The 18,865-nt window shown below is 62.5% G+C and carries 15 protein-coding genes; 7 read left to right on the top strand and 8 right to left on the bottom strand.

Going from position 1 to position 18,865, the window contains the following annotated elements:
• Positions 1–59: 59 nt before the first annotated feature.
• Positions 60–1,508: an efflux transporter outer membrane subunit gene (locus BX592_RS19155; RefSeq protein ID WP_134193384.1), complete on the top strand. Its 1,449-nt coding sequence runs from the start codon at positions 60–62 to the stop codon at positions 1,506–1,508.
• Positions 1,509–1,545: 37 nt separating this feature from the next.
• Entirely contained in the window at positions 1,546–3,099 is a 1,554-nt protein-coding gene (locus BX592_RS19150) for a patatin-like phospholipase family protein (RefSeq protein ID WP_134193383.1), read from the top strand.
• Between the two features lie 60 nt (positions 3,100–3,159).
• On the opposite strand, the gene BX592_RS19145 is transcribed toward BX592_RS19150, so the two are convergent.
• The 5 genes from BX592_RS19145 to BX592_RS19125 form a co-directional block, all read right to left on the bottom strand.
• Positions 3,160–3,834 (bottom strand): GntR family transcriptional regulator, encoded by a 675-nt coding sequence (locus tag BX592_RS19145; protein WP_134193382.1) that lies wholly within the window; start codon positions 3,832–3,834, stop codon positions 3,160–3,162.
• A 32-nt stretch (positions 3,835–3,866) separates the two neighbouring features.
• On the bottom strand, positions 3,867–5,159 hold the full coding sequence (locus BX592_RS19140; RefSeq protein WP_134193381.1) for an amidase: 1,293 nt from the start codon (positions 5,157–5,159) through the stop codon (positions 3,867–3,869).
• Between the two features lie 95 nt (positions 5,160–5,254).
• A complete protein-coding gene (locus BX592_RS19135; RefSeq protein WP_134193380.1) occupies positions 5,255–6,244 on the bottom strand; it encodes an ABC transporter substrate-binding protein in 990 nt (329 codons plus the stop codon).
• Complete coding sequence (locus tag BX592_RS19130) at positions 6,226–7,041, bottom strand: ABC transporter permease (protein ID WP_134193379.1); 816 nt, start codon at positions 7,039–7,041, stop codon at positions 6,226–6,228. The genes BX592_RS19135 and BX592_RS19130 overlap by 19 nt, the downstream gene beginning before the upstream one ends.
• Positions 7,038–7,946, bottom strand: a complete 909-nt coding sequence (locus BX592_RS19125) for an ABC transporter ATP-binding protein (protein ID WP_243849623.1) — start codon at positions 7,944–7,946, stop codon at positions 7,038–7,040. Before BX592_RS19125 ends, BX592_RS19130 begins: the two co-directional genes overlap by 4 nt.
• A gap of 612 nt (positions 7,947–8,558) precedes the next feature.
• Here BX592_RS19125 and BX592_RS19115 point away from each other — a divergent pair.
• From BX592_RS19115 to BX592_RS19105, 3 genes are all read left to right on the top strand, one after another.
• Positions 8,559–9,494: a 2-hydroxyacid dehydrogenase gene (locus tag BX592_RS19115; RefSeq protein WP_134193377.1), complete on the top strand. Its 936-nt coding sequence runs from the start codon at positions 8,559–8,561 to the stop codon at positions 9,492–9,494.
• Between the two features lie 126 nt (positions 9,495–9,620).
• Positions 9,621–10,817: a cytochrome P450 gene (locus BX592_RS19110; protein ID WP_134193376.1), complete on the top strand. Its 1,197-nt coding sequence runs from the start codon at positions 9,621–9,623 to the stop codon at positions 10,815–10,817.
• A 124-nt stretch (positions 10,818–10,941) separates the two neighbouring features.
• Positions 10,942–11,364, top strand: a complete 423-nt coding sequence (locus BX592_RS19105; RefSeq protein ID WP_243849622.1) for a hypothetical protein — start codon at positions 10,942–10,944, stop codon at positions 11,362–11,364.
• 20 nt (positions 11,365–11,384) lie between these two features.
• On the opposite strand, the gene BX592_RS19100 is transcribed toward BX592_RS19105, so the two are convergent.
• Together BX592_RS19100 and BX592_RS19095 are read right to left on the bottom strand one after the other, a co-directional pair.
• Positions 11,385–13,250, bottom strand: coding sequence for a PAS domain-containing sensor histidine kinase (locus BX592_RS19100; RefSeq protein ID WP_166676402.1), 1,866 nt, complete (start codon positions 13,248–13,250; stop codon positions 11,385–11,387).
• A gap of 137 nt (positions 13,251–13,387) precedes the next feature.
• Entirely contained in the window at positions 13,388–14,071 is a 684-nt protein-coding gene (locus BX592_RS19095; protein WP_134193374.1) for a haloacid dehalogenase type II, read from the bottom strand.
• 258 nt (positions 14,072–14,329) lie between these two features.
• On the opposite strand from BX592_RS19095, the gene BX592_RS19090 reads away from it, so the two are divergent.
• Positions 14,330–16,000 (top strand): sigma-54 interaction domain-containing protein, encoded by a 1,671-nt coding sequence (locus BX592_RS19090; RefSeq protein ID WP_134193373.1) that lies wholly within the window; start codon positions 14,330–14,332, stop codon positions 15,998–16,000.
• Between the two features lie 67 nt (positions 16,001–16,067).
• On the opposite strand, the gene BX592_RS19085 is transcribed toward BX592_RS19090, so the two are convergent.
• Positions 16,068–16,703 (bottom strand): LysE family transporter, encoded by a 636-nt coding sequence (locus BX592_RS19085; RefSeq protein WP_134193372.1) that lies wholly within the window; start codon positions 16,701–16,703, stop codon positions 16,068–16,070.
• Between the two features lie 399 nt (positions 16,704–17,102).
• On the opposite strand from BX592_RS19085, the gene BX592_RS19080 reads away from it, so the two are divergent.
• Positions 17,103–18,680 (top strand): serine hydrolase, encoded by a 1,578-nt coding sequence (locus tag BX592_RS19080; protein ID WP_134193371.1) that lies wholly within the window; start codon positions 17,103–17,105, stop codon positions 18,678–18,680.
• Positions 18,681–18,865 lie beyond the last annotated feature (185 nt).

Here is an 18,865-nt window from a genome sequence, read left to right as displayed (position 1 = left end):
CGAGCGAGCGCACCGCCTGCGCACGGCTGACACGATCGCCTGAGAACCTGGAGTACGTCATGAGAACGCTGACGCTTGCTGCGATCCTTGCCTGCGCGACCGTTTGCCTGGTCGGCTGCATGGCCGTCGGACCCGATTACAGCCGCCCCACGGTGGAGGTGCCGGCGACATGGCGAATCGAAATGCCCGAGGCCGAAGAGGTCGTGAACACCGCGTGGTGGGAGCAGTTCGACGATCCGGTGTTGAACGATCTGGTCCTGACCGCGCTGCGCGAGAATCTGGATGTGCGCATCGCGGCGGCGCGCGTCGACCAGTTCATCGGCTTGCTGCGCGCAACACGCTCACAGGGGCTGCCGCAGATCAACTATGGGGCTAACGTGAGCCGCAACCGGGCTAGCGAGGTCGGAATGCCACCGCTGCCGCCGACGCTCGATCCGGTATTCAATCTCTATCAGGGCATGCTGTCCGCTTCCTGGCAAATCGATCTGTTCGGTCGGGTAAGACGTCTGACCGAAGCCGCGCAAGCGCAGGTATACGCCAGCGAGCAGGCCCAGCGAGGCGTCGTGCTGTCTCTCGTGACCGGCGTTGCAACCAGCTACATCACGCTGCGCGGACTTGACCGGCAACTCGAAGTCGCGCGGGCCACCGCGCGTAATTTTGGCGAAACACTACGTATCTTCGAGTTGCGCTACCGGGACGGTCTCGTCTCCCAGACGGAACTCGCGCAGGTGCGCTCCCAGTACAAGCTGGCGCAATCCGCGATACCGGCGATCGAGCAGCAGATTGCAATCGTGGAAAACGGCATCTCGATCCTGCTGGGGCACAACCCGGAGTCGATTCCGCGAGGCAAGTCGGTCAGAGAACTGGACCTTCCCGTGATTCCGGCGGATCTGCCTTCGACCTTGCTCGAACGGCGTCCCGATATTCTGCAAGCCGAACAGAATCTGGTCGCAGCCAATGCGAACGTCGGCGCCACGCGGGCGCTTTACTATCCAACCATCTCGCTGACCGGCGCGTTGGGCTCGGTCAGCACGGCCTTCGGCGATTTTCTTTCCGGACCGGCACAGCTCTGGTCAGTCGCGGCCGGCGTGACTGGGCCGATCTTCACGTCGGGAGCGATTGGCGGCCAGGTACAGTCGGCCGAGGCGCAAAAGCGCCAGGCCGAACTGATCTACCGGCAGACGATACTGGGCGCGTTTAGCGATACCGACAATGCGCTGGTCAGCTCACAGAAGACCATCGAGCAGACTGACTTTCAGCAACAACGCGTCGATGCGTTGCGCGAATTTGCGAGGCTGTCGCGGCTCAAGTTCGAAGATGGTTTGATCGGCTATCTCGACGTGCTGGTGTCGGAAAACGACCTGTTCGCCGCTGAGCTCAGCCTCGCCAGCTTGCAGGCGTCGCGCTATATCCAGGTGATCAGCGTGTATCAGGCGATGGGTGGCGGCTGGGTGGATATCGCCGATTCGCATACGCCCGTGTCGCTGGGCGCGACGAAAGCGAAATAGCCCGCTGGGCAGGTGAATTCAGACAGGCGCCGAGGACATGGCCGCGCGTTTATGGAAGCACTCCGCAATACTGGTCGTCACACCGTTGCTGTTGCTCGGCGGCTGTGCGACGCGACCCGTGAACCCGCCGATCAAAAAATACAATCCGGAGCAGATTAGCCCATTCGACCGTCTGGATGAAAGCAGGGATGGCAGGCAGGACATGGTCATTCTGGCTTTCTCCGGTGGCGGAATGCGCGCGGCCGCATTTTCATACGGCACACTGGAGACGCTGCAGCGCATTGAAGTGACCACCACGTCGGGCAAGAAGATCCGTTTGCTCGATGAGGTCGACCTGATCACCGGAGTGTCCGGCGGCAGTTTTACCGCGCTCGCGTATGGGATGTACGGCGAGCAGCTGTTTAACTTCTACGAGCATCGCTTTCTTAAGCGAAACGTGCAGGGCGAACTCATCGCCCGGATCCTGAATCCGTTGAACTGGCCCGCGCTGGCCTCAGCGGGCTGGAGCCGCTCCGAGATCGCGGCGCAGCTCTATGACGAAATCCTGTTCAACGATGCGACCTTCGCTGAGCTCGAGCGCACAGGCGGTCCGATGATCGCAGTCAGCTCAACAGAGCTGACGACGGGATCGCGAATCGTCTTTCTCCAGCAGAACTTCGATGTCATGTGTGCCGATCTCGGCCCGTTCAAGCTTTCGCGGGCGGCCGCGGCATCGTCGGCAGTGCCGGTGGTGCTAGCTCCGATTACGATCAATAACTATGGCGGCACGTGTGGTTACGAGGAACCCGCGTGGATTCTGTCGCTTGTCAAAACCGACCGCAAGCAGCGATCCGCGAGCCGCATTCTGAATCGATTGCAGGACTTGCGTGAAATTGTCGACGCGACCCAGAACCCGTACCTGCATCTGGTGGATGGCGGCGTGGCCGACAATCTGGGCCTGCGCGGCGTGCTGGATTTCATTGGAACATTCGAGGCACTGCACGAAGCCGGGCAACCTGCGCCGCTCGATAACGTGCGCAGACTGATTATCTTTGTGGTGAACGCGGCGTCGTCTCCGTCGACCAGCTGGAACCTGTCGGAGCGTCCTCCAGGCGGAATCAGGACGCTGGTCCAGGCCGTCGGCGTGCCGATCGACCGGTTCTCCGCCGAATCAGTTGAGTTACTGCAGGACATCAAGGCGCGCTGGGCATTGTTGCGCCAGATTCGCCATTCCGACGCATTCGCGGATAACAAGGACCCAGCGTTGGCCCAAGCCGTGGAGGCACCCGATACCGATATCTATGTCGTCGATGTGTCGTTCGACGCGCTCTCTGACAAATCCGAGCGGGGTAATCTGAATCAATTGCCAACATCGCTGGCGTTGCCGGATGACGCGATCGATCGTTTGCGCAGCGCGGCACGCACGATCATCCTCGCGTCCCCGGAATTCCAGGAAGCGCTCGAGAGGGCGGGTGCCCGTATTATCGATCCGCCCGAAACCGTCAACGGGTGCCCTCTGGAACAAGGCGAGGCCTCAGCGCACCCCGAAGCCGGGCGGCTTACCGATCACGACAGCACGGACCGGCAATGCGATGCGCAGGGCAAGCAATAGCGGGTTTGGGGAGTACGCGATGCGCTCGACTTCATCGAGAACATCCTTGTATGGCTACCTTCACGCCACCGCAACCACCGCCGCCCCGTTCGCTCCGCCACTCACACAGCGCACCACCGCGGCCAGCGTGTTCTTCAAATGCTCGCGCGTCTGCTCATACACCGCGGCGTCATCACGCGCGCGATAAGCCGCCAGCAACGCCGCATGCTCATCGTTATTGCTGGCCATGATGTCCTGCTGCACATGCATGGCCAGCGCCACATACGGTCGCGCGACCGCGAACAGCGCGCCCACCATCGCGAAGAGCCGCGTGTGCGCCTCGCACGCGACCAGATGCTCATGAAACGCCTCATTGAGCACCGACCACGCTTCCGGCGAATCTGTCGCGAGCATCGTTCGATGGCACGCTTGAGCCGCATCGAGCTGCGTGCCGCTCGCTCTCAAGCAGGCCTTCTGCGCGAGCATCGGCTCAAGCACCATCCGCAACTCGTAAATCTCGTCGACATCGGTCGCGGTCAGCCCGCGCGTGACGACGCCCCGATTCGGCCCAATCGATACCAGCCCCTCGGCGCGCAGATCGCGAAACGCCTCGCGTACCGGCGTCGTGCTGACCTGCAAGCGCGCCGCGACTTCCTCCTGCCGCAGCCGCGTATTCGCCGGATGAAGCCCGCTCAGAATCTCCGCGCGCAACGTATTCAACACATATTGCTGCGCGGTCTGGAAGTGTCTGGTCAAGGCGCGCCTTTTTGTCGATGAGGATGAAACGGCTAGCCGAACGCAGGCAACGTCGCTTGCGCCCACGCGGCGAACTGCAGCACGCTTAAGTCCGTGTCGCGTGCGCCGATCAGTTGCAAGCCGAGCGGCATCCCGTCCGCGGTGCGACCCGACGGAATCGTCACGGCCGGCATGCCGAGAAAACTCCACGCGGCGCAGAACGTCGCGTCGCCGGTGTCGTCGAGTCCGCGCGGCGCGCCACCGGTAGCCGGCGGCGATACCAGCACGTCGTAGCCGCCGACAAATGCCGCTGACTGCGCGGAAAGCTCCTTTTGCAACGCGCGCGCTTCGTCGTACTTCGCGGCCGGCACCGCGGCGCCCGCTTCGACTAGCGCTTTCATCCGGTCGCTGACCTTATCCGGATGCTTCGCAGCAACCGGACCGATGTTGCGATGCGCTTCGACCTGCAAGATCGTATTCAACGCGTCGACGATGACCGGCAAGTCCACACGCAACTCGAGTTCGTGCGGCTCAACGCCGGCGGCTTTCAACCGCTCGATCGACTGGTCGAAATTCGCCTGCTGTTGCGCGTCGGCGCGCGACCAGAGCGACGTGCGGATCACACCGACCGACACCGGCCGGCGCGGCGTGAACGCGCCGTTCCATGCGTCGATAGAGGCGAGCACGTCGGCTTTGCCGTCGACGAACAGCGCCTGCGCGAGCGCGACATCTTCAACGCGCTTCGCAAAGAACCCGATATGGTCAAGCGATTGCGACAGCGGATGCGCGCCCGCGGTCGGTACGCGGCCATGCGTCGGCTTGTAGCCGACCACGCCGCAATAAGCGGCAGGGCGGATCACCGAACCGAGCGTTTGTGTGCCGACCGCAAGCGGCACGATACCCGCGCCGACTGCGGCAGCCGAGCCGCTCGACGAGCCGCCCGGCGTATGCAGCGGATTCCACGGGTTCACGGTGGGCCCCGGCTGCCGCCACGCGAATTCAGTCGTGACGGTCTTGCCAAACACGATGCCGCCGAGTGCGCGAATGCGCGAGACAATCTCGGCGTCTTCGGCGGGCAGGTAGCCCGCGTACGCCGGGGAGCCATAAGTGGTCGGCATGTCGGCGGTCGCGATCAGGTCTTTCACGGCGATCGGCATGCCGGCGAGCGGCTTCGCAGCCGCGTGGTCCACGCCGTCGTAATGATCGGGCCGAAAGGTAAAAGCCTTCAACTGCGGGTCAAGTTCGTCGGCGCGTGCACGCGCCTGCTCGAGCCGCGATGCGCACGCTTGCGCATCGCCGCGGCTCGCGATCAGTGTCGTGACCCAAGGCGGGTTGTCGAGGTTCATGAAGGTTTGTTCTACGTGAAGGGATGAGGTGCGTTGCCGCGTGGCGGGCGCGACAGCAGTTGAACTGTCGCGCCCGCCACGTCGGCATGGTGAGCCTATTTTCCGGCGGCGGCCGCCTTTGCGAAAGAGTTGTCGACTGCACTAGCGTAAGTCACCGAGCCCGGCTTGATGTTGCCGATGTATTCCTGCAAGTCGAGCGCGTTACGGAACGCCTGTTCGGAAATCTCCGGCGTTAGCGCGTAGATTTTCTGGCTGATCAGGCGCTCGACCGCATTATCGACCACGGTCTTCGACAGCGTCGGAAATTCCGCGCCGGCGACCGCCTTTGCGGTTTCCGGCGACGACTGGATCAGCGCTTCCGCTTCGCCGAGCGCCTTGACGAACGCAGCCACCATCTGCGGCTTGTCCTTGATCGTCGATGCGAGCGTGTCGATGGTCGAGAATGCATAGCCGCCGGGGTATGCTTTCGGGAACCCGTAGACGATCTTGTAACCTTGCGCGAGGCCTTCATCGACCTGCGGCTCGTAAAGCGCGGCAGCGTCCGCGCGCCCGGCGGTGACCGGCGACAGTTCCGTGCCGATCTGCACGGTATTGAGCTTCACGTCGTTGATCTTCTGTTCCTTGATCAAACGTTGCAGCAGATAGGTACTGGTGGTCGGTGGCAGCGCGGTCGACACATTCTTGCCCGCAAGATCAGCCGGCGTTTTCAGCGGCGAATTGCCCGGCGCGATCACCCAGACCGGCACGCCCGCCACCACATTCGCGACGTTCACCAGCGTCGCGCCTTTCAGGTTCGCGAGGATCGCGGTCATCGGGTCCTGCAGCGAAAAGTCCGCATGACCGCCGATTACTGCCGCGACACCGGCGGCGCCGCCACCGGCCGTCACTTTCTGCACATCGAGCCCGTACTTCGCAAAGATACCTTTATCGATACCGACATAAAGCGGCAGATACTGGATCGACTGGAACGCCTGATAAACCACCACCTTTTCAGGCGGCGCTGCATCCGCGCATTGAAATCCGAGTCCCGTAGCGAGCGAGAGGGCGGCGATGACGGCCAGCCGCTTTATCGTTTTGTTTTCCATGTGACGATCCTTTTTTCAGCGAATTGAACGATCCAGGTGAGCAGCGTGGCCATCAGCGTCAGCACGATAATGCCGAGCCAGACGGTATTGAGGTCGAACAGCGAACCGGCGACAAACACTTCATGCCCGAGACCCGCTTGCGACGCGATGTACTCGCCGACCACCGCGCCGATCAGCGCGAAGCCGATGTTCACGCGCAGCGTCGAGAAGATCCACGGCAGCGCGCCGGGCACGATCAGCTTGCGGAAAATCATCGATGGCCGGGCGTTGAACGAGCGAAACAGGTTCAGCAGGTCACGGTCGACTTCACGCGCGGCCGCGCACGATGAGATCATCGCCACGGCGAACGTCGAGATGCCGGCGAGCCACACCTTCGACGTCATGTCCGAGCCGAACCAGATCACGATCAGCGGTCCGAGCGCGATCTTCGGAATGCTGTTGAGCAGCACCGAGAAGCCTTCCGCGACGCCGGACACGCGCGGCACGAACCACAGCAGCAGGCCGAGACCGATGCCAAGGCCACTGCCGGCTACCAGCCCGACGACCGTTTCATACAGCGTGGTTAGCGTGTCCGGTATTAGCGTGCCTTGCGTGAGCCCGATCTGCGCGGTCTTGTAGATGCCGGCCGGCGAGCCGAACAACTGGCCGTTGATCCATCCGCGCGCGGCGGCGGTCTGCCACAGCGCGACCAGTACAAGCATGATCGCGGTGACCGCAGCGGCGCTGGTGTAATCGCGCGACGCGCGGCGCCTCGCGCGCACCGGCGCGGGCGGGTTGGAAAGGATCGCTTCGCTCATGCTGCTAGTCCTCGGTATGGGCCCGGTTGGCCATTGGGTTGACCTGCATGTCCGCCCGCATGTCCGCTCGTCTGGCCGCGTAGTGCGCCCCAGATTCGCGCATGCCATGTACGAAATTCGGGCGCCTCGCGCGCGGTGATGGCGCTACGCGTGCCGTCGACGGTCAGTTCGATATCGAGCGCCTGTTCGATGCGCGCAGGCCGGCCGCCGAGAATGATCACGCGATCGCTCATCGCAATCGCTTCCTCGATATCGTGCGTAACGAGCACAACACTGGTGCCGTTCGTCTCGCGCAGCGCCATCACGTCGTCCTCGAGCGCGAGACGCGTTTCGTAGTCGAGTGCCGAGAACGGTTCGTCGAGCAGCACCAGCGTCGGATCGACCAGCAATGTGCGCGTCAGCGCGACGCGCTGCCGCATGCCGCCCGACAACGCGTGCGGATACGCGTCGGCGACGGTGCCAAGGCCGTAGCGCGCGAGCATATGGCGCGCGCGCTCGAGGTCTTGCGATGTGACCTTGCGAAACAGTTCGATGCCAAGCACCGCGTTTTCGAGCACCGAACGCCACGGCAGCAGCAGGTCTTTCTGCAGCATGTACGCGATGCGTCCGGGCGACCCGTCGGCGCGCGGGCCGATCGCGATGCGTCCCGATTGCGGCGGTAAAAGCCCGGAAATCAGATTGAACAGCGTGCTCTTGCCCGCGCCGCTGCGGCCGACAATCGAGACGATCTCGCCGCTGCCGACGCTGAAGTCGAGACCTGAAAAGATCGGCACCGGCGCGCCGTCTTCGGCTTCGAACGTGTGAGTCAGTTCGGCGACGTGCAGTCGCGCGGGCGCCGCGGCCGCATCGCGCGGCGTCGCGGGTGGGGAAGGGGCATGGGCGTTGATCGGCATCGTGATCGGCATCGAACGGGTTCATCGATTCCGCAAGCGCACAGGCGCAGGCGGCCGCGGCAACGGCGTCTCCGCTATCTGGGATGACGCGATGCACAATGCACAATGCACGGCTCAAAATAACCGGGCAAGCTGATCAAAAAAGATTTTTGGAGGGGGCGCTGGCGCGAAGCGTGACGGGTGAAAGCCTGCGGAATTGCGGGGAAAGGCGGTTGTAAAACGTGCGTGTAAAGGTTGACGATGCTGCCAAAAATAAACCCGCGCTTAGCCGCAGCGCTAACGATAGCGTTGCGCAAGCGAGTCGATTTCACGCAAGCCGACGGTTTCGGTGAAATCGGCGAAGCGTTTCGCGCGGACCTGGTCTTCCAGATGAATCGTAGCCACGCCGGCGTGCTCGTATTCGCGCACCGTGCGAATCACGTTGAGTGGGATTGCCGTAACCGGTGAGCGCGGCCATGTGAACACCTTGAGGGATGTCGCGCTGACGCAAGGTATAGGAACGTCCGATGACTGAGCGCACGCTGCTAAACTTCGCGTGTCCCGAATGTCCGGTTAGCCGATTAATGTTTGTCAGCCGTTTCCCTTTCTCCCCCTTTATTTACCGTTTCGTGCTTGTATCCGGTTATGAATAAACCTTCGCTACTGGTGCTGATACCGCTCGATGACGACAGCTATTCGGCAGTCGCCGCCGGTTTCGACATTGTTTATGCGCCGACTCCCGCGGAACGCTTCGCGGCTATCGAGGCACATGGCGCCGCGATTCGCGCGGTGCTGACTAACGGCACGACCGGTCTCACGGCCGCGGAACTCGACCGGTTGCCGAAGCTGGAATTCGTCAGCGCACTTGGCGCGGGCTACGAAAACATCGCAATCGATCACGCGCGCGCACGCGGCATCGTGCTGTGCAACGGAGCGGGCACCAATGACGACTGCGTCGCCGATCACGCATTTGCGTTGCTGCTTGCCGCGGTGCGCGACGTCGCTTATCGCGACCGCGCGACGCGCGACGGCATCTGGCGCGACCAGTTGCCGATGCGTCCGACCGTGTCGGGCAAGCGGATGGGCATCGTCGGTCTTGGCAATATCGGCCTGAAGGTCGCGCGCCGTGCGGCCGGTTTCGACATCGAAACCGGCTATCACAATCGCAAGCCGCGTGCCGATGCCGCGTATCGGTATTTCGACAGCGTTGTCGAACTTGCACGCTGGAGCGACTATCTGATCATCGCGACGCCGGGTGGGCCGGCCACGCGTCATATGGTCGACCGTACCGTGCTCGACGCCCTTGGGCCGCGCGGGTTTCTCGTGAACGTCGCACGCGGCAGCGTCGTCGATACGGCGGCGCTTGCGGATGCGCTCGCGCATGGCACGCTTGCCGGCGCGGGGCTCGACGTGTACGAAGGTGAACCGGAGCCGCCGCAGGCGCTGCTGTCGCTACGCAACGTCGTGCTAACGCCGCATGTGGCCGGCACGTCTCCCGAGGCGATCGCCGCTTCGGTGAACAACTTCATCGACAACGCAACGCGTCATTTCGCCGGCGAAGCGGTGTTGACGCCGATCTGACCGATTTGAGAACTCTGACGGAGATAAAAGATCCACGCGCCGTGTGCAGGGCACGCGGCGTGGAAACGGAATAAAGTGCCCGGCGTGGCTGTCTTTAAGTCGTATCCCATCTTTTCCGGAAACGACATGAAACTGGCCGATCTCGCGACGCGTGAGAATTTCGACAATCCTTACCCGTTCTACGAAAAGCTTCGCGCGCAAGGGCGCTTTGTGCGCGTTGCGCCGACAGCGGTCATGTGCGGGCACTATGATGTGGTCGATTCGATCTTGCACGACCGTCGCTTCGGCAAGAGCTACCTCGAAAGCGTGCGCGTTCGGTATGGCGACGACGCGCCGCAAATGAAGCTGTTTCAGGGGTTCAGCCGTATGTTTCTGCTGCTGAACCCGCCGATGCATACGCGCCTGCGCGGCCTGATGATGCAGGCGTTCAATGCGCGGCAAGTCGAAGCGATGAAGGATGTCGCGCGCCGCTCCTGTCATGAACTGATCGATGCGTTCGCGCATGACGAAACCGCCGATATCACCCGACAATTTGCGTTTCCGCTGCCGGTCGGCATTATCGGCCGGATGCTTGATATCCCTGTCGAAGATGCGATAACGCTCGGCGCCGCGGCAAGTTGCGTGGCAAAGGTATTCGACCCCGCGCCGATAACGCCGGAGGATCTGGTGCGCGCGACGGCCGCATACGACGAACTGGAGCGTTATTTCATCGGCGTGATCGACGCGCGCCGCGCACGCACCGGCGACGATCTGATATCGATGCTGGTTACCGTCGAGGAGCATGGCGAGAAACTGACACAAGATGAAATCGTGTCAAACGTGATTCTGCTTTTTATCGGCGGACATGAAACAACGTCGAACATGATCGGCAACGCGCTGATTGCGCTGCATCGTCATCCGGAACAGCTTGCGCTGCTCAAGCGCGACCCGTCGCGCATGCCCAACGCGGTGCTCGAATGCGTGCGCTATGACAGCCCGGTTCAGGCCACAATACGCACGCCGCTCGAACACAGTGAAATCGATGGCGTCGAGTTGACGCCCGATACGTCGATCTTCGTGATGATCGGTTCCGCCAATCGCGACCCGGCGAAGTTCACTCACCCGGATCGCCTCGATATCGGACGTGACGAAGGCCGGGTACAGTCGTTCGGCGCAGGCATTCACCATTGCATCGGTTACCGGCTGGCATTGATCGAACTCGAGACCGCGCTTGGCGTGTTGCTCGAACGGTTGCCCGATCTCGAACTGACGGAACTCGACAATCTGAGCTGGAATCAGCGCGGCAATCTGCGCGGTGTCAATTCGCTGGTTGCGCGGTGGTAGAGATTCGCGCCGAGCAGCGGTTTGTCATTCGCCGTTCACACAAGTAGACTGAACGGACAGAAAGACAACGGGCGCCGGCCAATCGCGGCACGGCCTCACGCAACATCGTTGCATGGGAGGCATCGTGAATCACTCTATCGCTGATGGCGCGCGGCGCGCGCGCGTACGCGCGTGTCTGTGCGCAACCGCGTGCGGACTCATTTCAATCGTCGCATCCATTCCGGCCGCGGCCGAACCGGTCACCACCGGGCCGCTCAGCATTATCGGTTCCGCGGTCGTGCGCGGGCCGGTGACGGTCGAAGGACCGCTTAAGGTCGGAGGAAATCTCGAGGTACGCGGGCCGCTCACCGCGGAGCGCGTCGCGCAACTCGTGCCCGACGATGCCGACCGGCGCGCGGGCGACAATAATTATTACGGCCCGCTTACCGTGCGCGGGCCGCTTATCGTGCATGGCGATCTCGAAGTACGCGGTCCGCTGGTTGTGAAGGGGCCCGCGGGCGCGGTCGGCAAGATTGACGTCGAGGGGCCGATCAACGAGCGGCCTTGACGCCAAAACGGCTCCTTTGGTTAGCCTGCCTGGCCGTCACGCCAGACGACGCGATCTTCCTGACCCGGCAGATCGACAATCACCTGCGCGCCGTGGCCCGCGTTATTCAGCGCCCAGATCGTGCCGCCATGGCTTTCGATAATCGTGCGGCTGATCGATAGCCCCATGCCCATCCCGTTCGGTTTGGTCGTGAAAAATGGTGTGAACATGGTTTCGTTGTGGTCGTCGGGAAAACCGGTGCCCGCATCGCGCACGATCACGCGCACGCCGTCGCGATCGTTCAGCAGTGTGCGCACGGTCAACGTGCGCGCGCGACCGACGATGCCGCTCATCGCCTGGCTCGCGTTGGTCACAAGATTGATAATCACCTGCTGCATTTGCACGACATCGAGGTCGATGCGCGGCAGCCCGGTCGCGAGATCGAGTACGAGCGTCACGTGATCGCGGATCAATTGAGATCGCGCAAGCAGCATCGCATCGCGAATCACCGCGTTGATGCTGGCGGACTTGCGCGCCGACACGTCTTTGCGCGCCAGCGCGCGCAACTGGCGAATCACATCGTTCGCGCGTCTTGCATCGCGTCTGATCCGTTCGATCGCGAGTTCCACTTCGTGCAGGTCCGGCGTGTCGCGCTGCAGCCAGCGCAGGCTGGCCGCGCCGTTGGTTTCGATTGCGGTGAGCGGCTGACTCACTTCGTGCGCGATCGACGCGGTCAGTTCGCCGAGCGTCGCAATACGCGTCGCATGCGCGAGATCCGCGTGAGCTTCCTGCAACCGCCGGTCCGCCGCTCTTGCTTCGGTCACGTCGATCACTGTCCCCGCATATCGATACTGACTGCCTCGATGGTCGACCGGATGCGCAAGCATGCGGATCTGTTTGATCTCGCCGTCGGGCATCAGCAGGCGGTATTCGATGTCGACATCGTGCCGTTCGGCGGCGATCTGATCGAACATGCGAGCGACGCTCCCGACGTCTTCGCGATGCGTGCGCGCGAGGATCCGTTCGAGGCTCGGTTGCGTGCTCGGTTCGTAGCCGTAGATCCGGTACATTTCTCTGGACCAGCAGAATGCGCCGCTCGACGGATCGAACGCGAAGCTACCCGTTTGGGTCAATCGCTGCGCATCGTTCAGATAGTCCTGGTTCAACCGCAATTTGTCTTCGGCGCGCTTGCAGTCATCAATGTCGAGCACCGCGCCGTACCAGCGGATCACGCTACCGGAGTCGTCGCACAGCGGATGGGCGACCGACAGGCTCCAGCGATAGCCGTGCTCGGTGCTGCCCATCCTGCATTCGGATGCGCCTTCGGTGTGACTTTCGATCAGCTTTCGCCACGCGCGTGTTGCTGTATTCAGATCGTCAGGGTGAATCGCCGACTGCCATCCGGCGCCGCGCGCTTCATCGAGCGGCAGGCCAGTATGTTGGGTCCAGCGTTCGTTGACGAAGTCCAGATAGCCGTCCGCGCGTGCGCTCCACATCATCACCGGTATGCGGGTCCACGGTGAATCCCGATCAGGTTCCAGTGCGCGGTTTGCATAATGCCCGTCGTCGCTATTGCACATTTCGATCGCGGCCGCGTAAAACGACGACGATCCGTCGCGCGGCTCGACGTTCTTGCCGATGTCGATCAGGAACACGTGATAGCGCGCTAGCGAATCGCGCACACGCACGGCCATCTGGCGATCGCGCGCGTTGCGGTCGATCTGCCCCAGCGCATCGAGCACGCGGCGCAAATCGTCCGGATGCAACGCGTTATGCCAGCCTGCGCCGATCAGATCACGGTGCTCACGGCCGGTGAAAATCGTCCATGACCGGTTGACGTAATCGGCGCGTCCGTCGGGTCTACCGCTCCATAGGAGCGCGGGCACAGCGTCCAGGATGTGGATCAATGAATGTTCTTCTAAAGCCATCTGCCAGTGTTGCCAGTTACGACGCGGATGCCTGATGACTGCGTGACGTCTGGCACCCTGTAAGTTCGGGTGAACGCGAGGTCGGTCGCGTCCACGTGCGGCTCGACGTGACGAGCCTATGCAGAAGCGCTGCCGACCAGGCCGACCAGTTCGTCGAGGCCCGCAATCACGCGATCGGGACGCTCTCCGAGTTCGTCGAAGGTGTTGCCGCTGCGGTTGACCCAGCACACCGTGAAGCCGAAGTGGCGCGCGCCGCTCGCATCCCACGCGTTCGAGGACACGAATAGCAGATCGCCGCGCGCAATGCCCATCCGCTGTTCGGCGAGTTCGTACGCAGCGTGATGCGGCTTGAACACGCTCACTTCGTCAACGCTCAGCAGATAGTCGAATTGCGGCGCCAGGTCGGAATGATTGACGACACTGCGTATCGAGTGTCGTGATCCATTGGACAGAATCGCGAGCGGCAGACCCAGCGAGCGAAGCTTCGCGAGCGTGCCGGGCACCTCCGGATACGGTTTGATCTGCAGATATTCGTTACACAGCGCTTCGTGCGCGCCGGGCGTGAGGTTCAGCTTCAGTTGCTTGCTGACGAAGCCGAGCGCGTCGTCGGTGACCTGCTCGAACGGCGCATAGCTGCCCATCAAACTGCGCAGCCATGTGTATTCCAGCTGCTTTTGCCGCCACAGCATACTGATTTCGAGGCCCCGGCCGGGATAGAACTGGCTGCACAAGCTTGCGACCGAGTGCACGTCGTACAGCGTGCCGTACAGATCGAAAACAACGCCTTTGATCGGTTTCATCGATTTCACCCGAAATGTTGTGACGCGACGATAGGTGTACGCGACTAAAGCAAGCTCTGCGCCACAGTCGCGAATGTCGCGCGCAGCGCGGCGCTCGCCCGCATGAGCGCGGATCGGCCGCATATCGCATACAGTTTGCGAACCATTGCTGAATCACCGCGAGTCAATATTGAATCGGATCGGCGATGCGTGCGCGCGGGATGGAGCGCTGCTGTATTCTGCGTCGCTCGAGAAAACGACTGCGAAGAGGACGGGTTAATGGATGCCATCGCGTTACGAGCGCTGCTCGATGATCTACCGGTTGGCATTGCCTGGTTTGTGCGATCGCAACGGGTCTGGCACAACGCGTTCGTGCGCGAATGCATCGATACACATGATCCGCGGGCGCTGCACGCGTTCGTCGCCAAACCCGCCGCGGGCAATGACGGCGACCAATCCGCAGCGCCGTCCAACGCGCCCGATAACGGCAACTTCACGATCGATGGCCGCGAGTTTCATGTCGGCGTGCATCGTGTGAGCGAACAGACACTCGTGCTGCTATTGCCCGCGGGCGAGCATGCGGGGCTCTTTCCTTCGATCAGACGGCTGTGTCAGGCGGCGCTCGACTTCGGGGAAATCTTCCGGTATTCGTACGATGGCATCTTTGTCACCGACGGCAACGGAAAGACACTGATGGTCAACCCCGGATGCGAACGGAACTACGACGTGAACGCGTCCGAGATGATCGGACAGCACGTTGTGGAGTTCGAAAAGAAAGGCTGGATCCGTCCGGTCGTCGCCGCGCAGGTCGCGCGTACCGGGCAGCGGATTTCAACCACGCAGCAGACGCACGCCGGCAAGACGATCCTCGCAACCGGCATACCGCTGTTCGACGAGCAGGGCAGAGTGCGCAAGGTGATCATCAACTCGCGCGACACCACCGAACTGTTGCAGTTGCAGGATGCACTTGCTCAGGCCCGCGCGGATCTGCGGCGCGTCGATCAGGAAATCGAAGCGCTGCGGCTGCAGAACCTGCAGGTCGACGGCATCGTGCTGCGCAGCGACGCGATGCAGCGGATCGCGACGCTGGCGATGCGCGTCGCGAAAGTGGACGCGACCGTGCTGATCACCGGCCAGTCGGGTGTCGGCAAGGACGTGATCGCGCAGTTGATTCACAAGGAAAGCGCGCGTGCGCGTGGTCCGCTGATCAAGATCAATTGCGGCGCGCTGCCGCGCGAGCTGCTCGAATCGGAACTGTTTGGCTACGAGCCCGGCGCGTTTACCGGTGCGCTGCGGCAAGGCAAGGCCGGGCTGATCGAACTCGCGTCGCAGGGGACGCTATTTCTCGACGAAATCGGCGATATGCCGCTCGACCTGCAGGTCAAGCTGCTGCAAGTGCTGCAGGATCGGGTGATTGTGCGGCTGGGTGGCACGGGCGCGATTCCGGTCGACGTGCGCGTGATCGCGGCGACCAACCGCGATCTGAAAGCGATGGTCGCCGAGCGAACGTTTCGCGACGATCTGTTCTATCGGCTCAATGTCGTGCCGATCGCAATTGCGCCTCTAACCGAACGCAAGGACGACATTGCGCCGCTCGTGCTGCACTTCGTCAATGAGTTCAACCGGAAATACGGCGTGTCCCGCGTGATGTCGGAACAGGCGATGGCCCTGCTCATTGCGTGCGACTGGCCAGGCAATGTGCGGGAATTGCGCAATGTGATCGAACGGGTGATGGTTACCTGCGATAGCGATGTGATCGGCCCGGAGTTTCTCGATTGCGTGCTGCCGCCCGAGATCGCGGAGCAGCAGCCCGGCACGTTCCGCCAGCAGGTCGAGCGGTTCGAGCGCGGTCTGGTTGAAGATGCGATGCGCGAGTACGGCAATACGCGTGATGTCGCGAAGGCGCTCGGGATGAGCCAGTCAAGTGTGGTGCGCAAACTGCGGCTGTAACGTCGATGCGGCGCGCGGCTCGACTGACCGGCACCGGCGCACGCCGTAGCAATGCAACGCTTAACGCTCAGGTGGTCGGAATCCGGCGTGCAAAGAAGAGCGCGGTGCCGAGGCCCATCAGCAGACCGCCGAAGAAGCGGTTCTGCACGCGCCTCGCCCGTTCGCTACGCAGTACGCGCCGGAATGCACTCGCGCCATACGCGTAGCCATGCATGATGACCGTATCGACGACGCTCATGGTGATTGTCATGATCGCCAGTTGCGGCACCAGTGGCGCGTGGGCGTCGATGAATTGCGGCAGGATCGCGACCAGAATGACGATTCCCTTCGGGTTGGTCGCGTTGGTTAGCAGGCCTGTCGTGAATCGCTTTCGCCACGATGCGGGCGGCGCGGTGAGCGCGTCGGCTTCGGAAGGCGCCTGCTTCGAGCGCCATTGCGCGAGACCCAGGTAGATCAGATACGCGGCGCCGCAAAACTTGACCGCAATGAAAGCCCACATCGATGCGGTGAGCAGCGAACCGACGCCGGCGCCGGCCACGATCAGAATAAACGCGAGGCCGAACTCCTGGCCGATGATCGTCGCGGTTGCCTTTCTGCCGCCGTACGACAGGCCATGACTCATCGCGAGTACCGCTCCGGGTCCGGGCGACAGCGCGATCGCGCAGCACGTCAGCGCGTAAGTGATCCAGATATGAAGTTGCAAGGAAAAGTCCTGATTACAGGTGGAAAGCGAACGGAATGTCGCTGACAGGCGCGAGCGGTGGCCTGTTACGACGACACGCGCGAGTCTACAGCATGACGAAAAAACAGGTGCGAGGTGCGTGGAGTCGCTTGTTCTGACTGTGCGTCCACTTCGCGCGACTGACTATTTTTTTCGCGTCGTGCGGCGTCGCTGCATGCGACGCAGGCGGGCTTTCTGGTCTACCAGCGCGTCGGATATCGCCGCACGACGCTGTTTCTGACGTACAAGCTCGCCGGCTGACGCAATCTGTCGGAGCGTGGCGCGATCGACTGCAATCCGCTGCGCTGTGAGGGGCACTGCACTATGCATCCGCGCGCGATGTGATCAGACTCATGTGATCGCTCCCTGAGGAGACGCGCGATGACAGGCTTTGAACGACGGCGTCGACTGCTTCGCACAGTGCTTTTATCACCCGCGTATGGGCCGCTGTTTGCGTCAATCGCGGCGCATGGCAAGCCGCCTCGCGATACTGCGGCCACGCGCACGCGGCAGCCGGCGGCGCCCATCCCACCGGCACAGATCAACGATGCGATCGCCCAGCTCGACCGGCTCGTGAACGCGCAGATGGCGCGCACGGGCGTACCGGGACTGGCCGTCGCCGTGGTGCGCGGCGCGCGGACAGTCTATGCAAAAGGCTTCGGCACGCGTCAGGCCGGCACGCGTCAGCCAGTCGACGCGGACACGGTTTTTCAGCTCGCATCGCTGTCGAAGCCAGTCGGCGCAAGCGTCGTCGCGCGGCAAGTCGGGCTTGGCAGCGTGAGCTGGGACACCAAGGTGCGGGACCATTTGCCGTGGTTCTCGCTCGCCGACCCGGAGGTCAGCAAGGAAGTGACGATTGCCGATCTGTACGCGCACCGCTCGGGTCTGCCGGATCATGCGGGCGATCGTCTCGAAGACCTCGGCTTCGATCGGGACGAGATCCTGCGACGACTGCGCTATCTGCCGCTGCATCCGTTTCGCCAGTCGTACTTCTATACGAACTTCGGGCTGACCGCGGCGGCGGAATCGGTCGCTGCCGCAGCGCACACCGACTGGGCGTCGCTATCCGAGCAGGCGATTTACCAGCCTTTAAAGATGACCCGCACGAGTTCGCGGTATGCGGATTTCGCGGCGCGCGAGAATCGCGCGGTCGGCCATGTGAAGACCGGCGACCACTGGGTGATCGGCCCAGCCAGGATGCCGGATGCACAGTCGCCGGCGGGCGGCGTCAGTTCGTCCGTCAACGATATGGCCAGGTGGCTCGCAATGATGCTCGGCAACGGCATGCTCGACGGCCAGCGTATCGTCGAAGAAGCGCCGCTGAACGCCGCGATATCGAAACAGGTGCAGAGTTCGCCGCCGGGCAACGGGCGGCCAGCCGGCTTTTACGGCTACGGCTTTAACGTCGGCATTACGGCGGCGGGACGCGACACCTATAGCCATTCGGGTGCGTTCGCGCTCGGCGCGGCGACGAACTTTGTCGCCGTGCCATCCACCGGTCTCGCGATTATCGTGTTGACCAACGGATACCCGATCGGCGTACCCGAGACGATTACCGCGCAGTTTTTCGATCTCGTCCAGTTTGGTTCGATCCAGCGCGACTGGGCATCGCTCTATGCGGGTGCGCTGGCCGGGTTGCTGAAACCGGAAGGATCGCTGGTCGGCGCGCAGCGGCCAGCGGCGCCGTTCCCGGCGCGTGCGCTGTCCGCCTATACCGGCACTTACCGCAACGATTACTACGGGCCGCTGCAAGTGAGCGAACAGAATGGCGCGCTTTTACTGGGGATCGGGCCGGTGCCGATCATCGTGCCGGTTACCCATTGGGACGGCGATGTGTTCACGTTCACGCTGTACAACGAGAATGCCGCGCCAGGCACGATTTCGAAGGCAAGTTTTCTCAGCGATCGCGTGACGCTCGAGTACTACGACGAAGACGGATCAGGCACGTTTGTGCGATAGGGCGGGAAAGTGCGGCGCTCTCGCGGCTTCAGGCGTTGTCGCGTTGTCATATCATGGCGGTTGCAGCGCCGCTGCCCGTTCATTCGCATTGCAGCACACGCGTGACGAAAGCCACGTGCAAGCAGACATTCGTCAAATAGCCGCAAGATATCCGCGACCGAGGCGACCGCGGAAGGTGAGCCGAA

Origin of the sequence: Paraburkholderia rhizosphaerae (assembly GCF_004366595.1) — a bacterium.
Taxonomy (GTDB): domain Bacteria; phylum Pseudomonadota; class Gammaproteobacteria; order Burkholderiales; family Burkholderiaceae; genus Paraburkholderia; species Paraburkholderia rhizosphaerae.
Note: the sequence above shows the minus strand (reverse complement) of the source record. Positions and strands in the feature narration are given on the sequence as shown.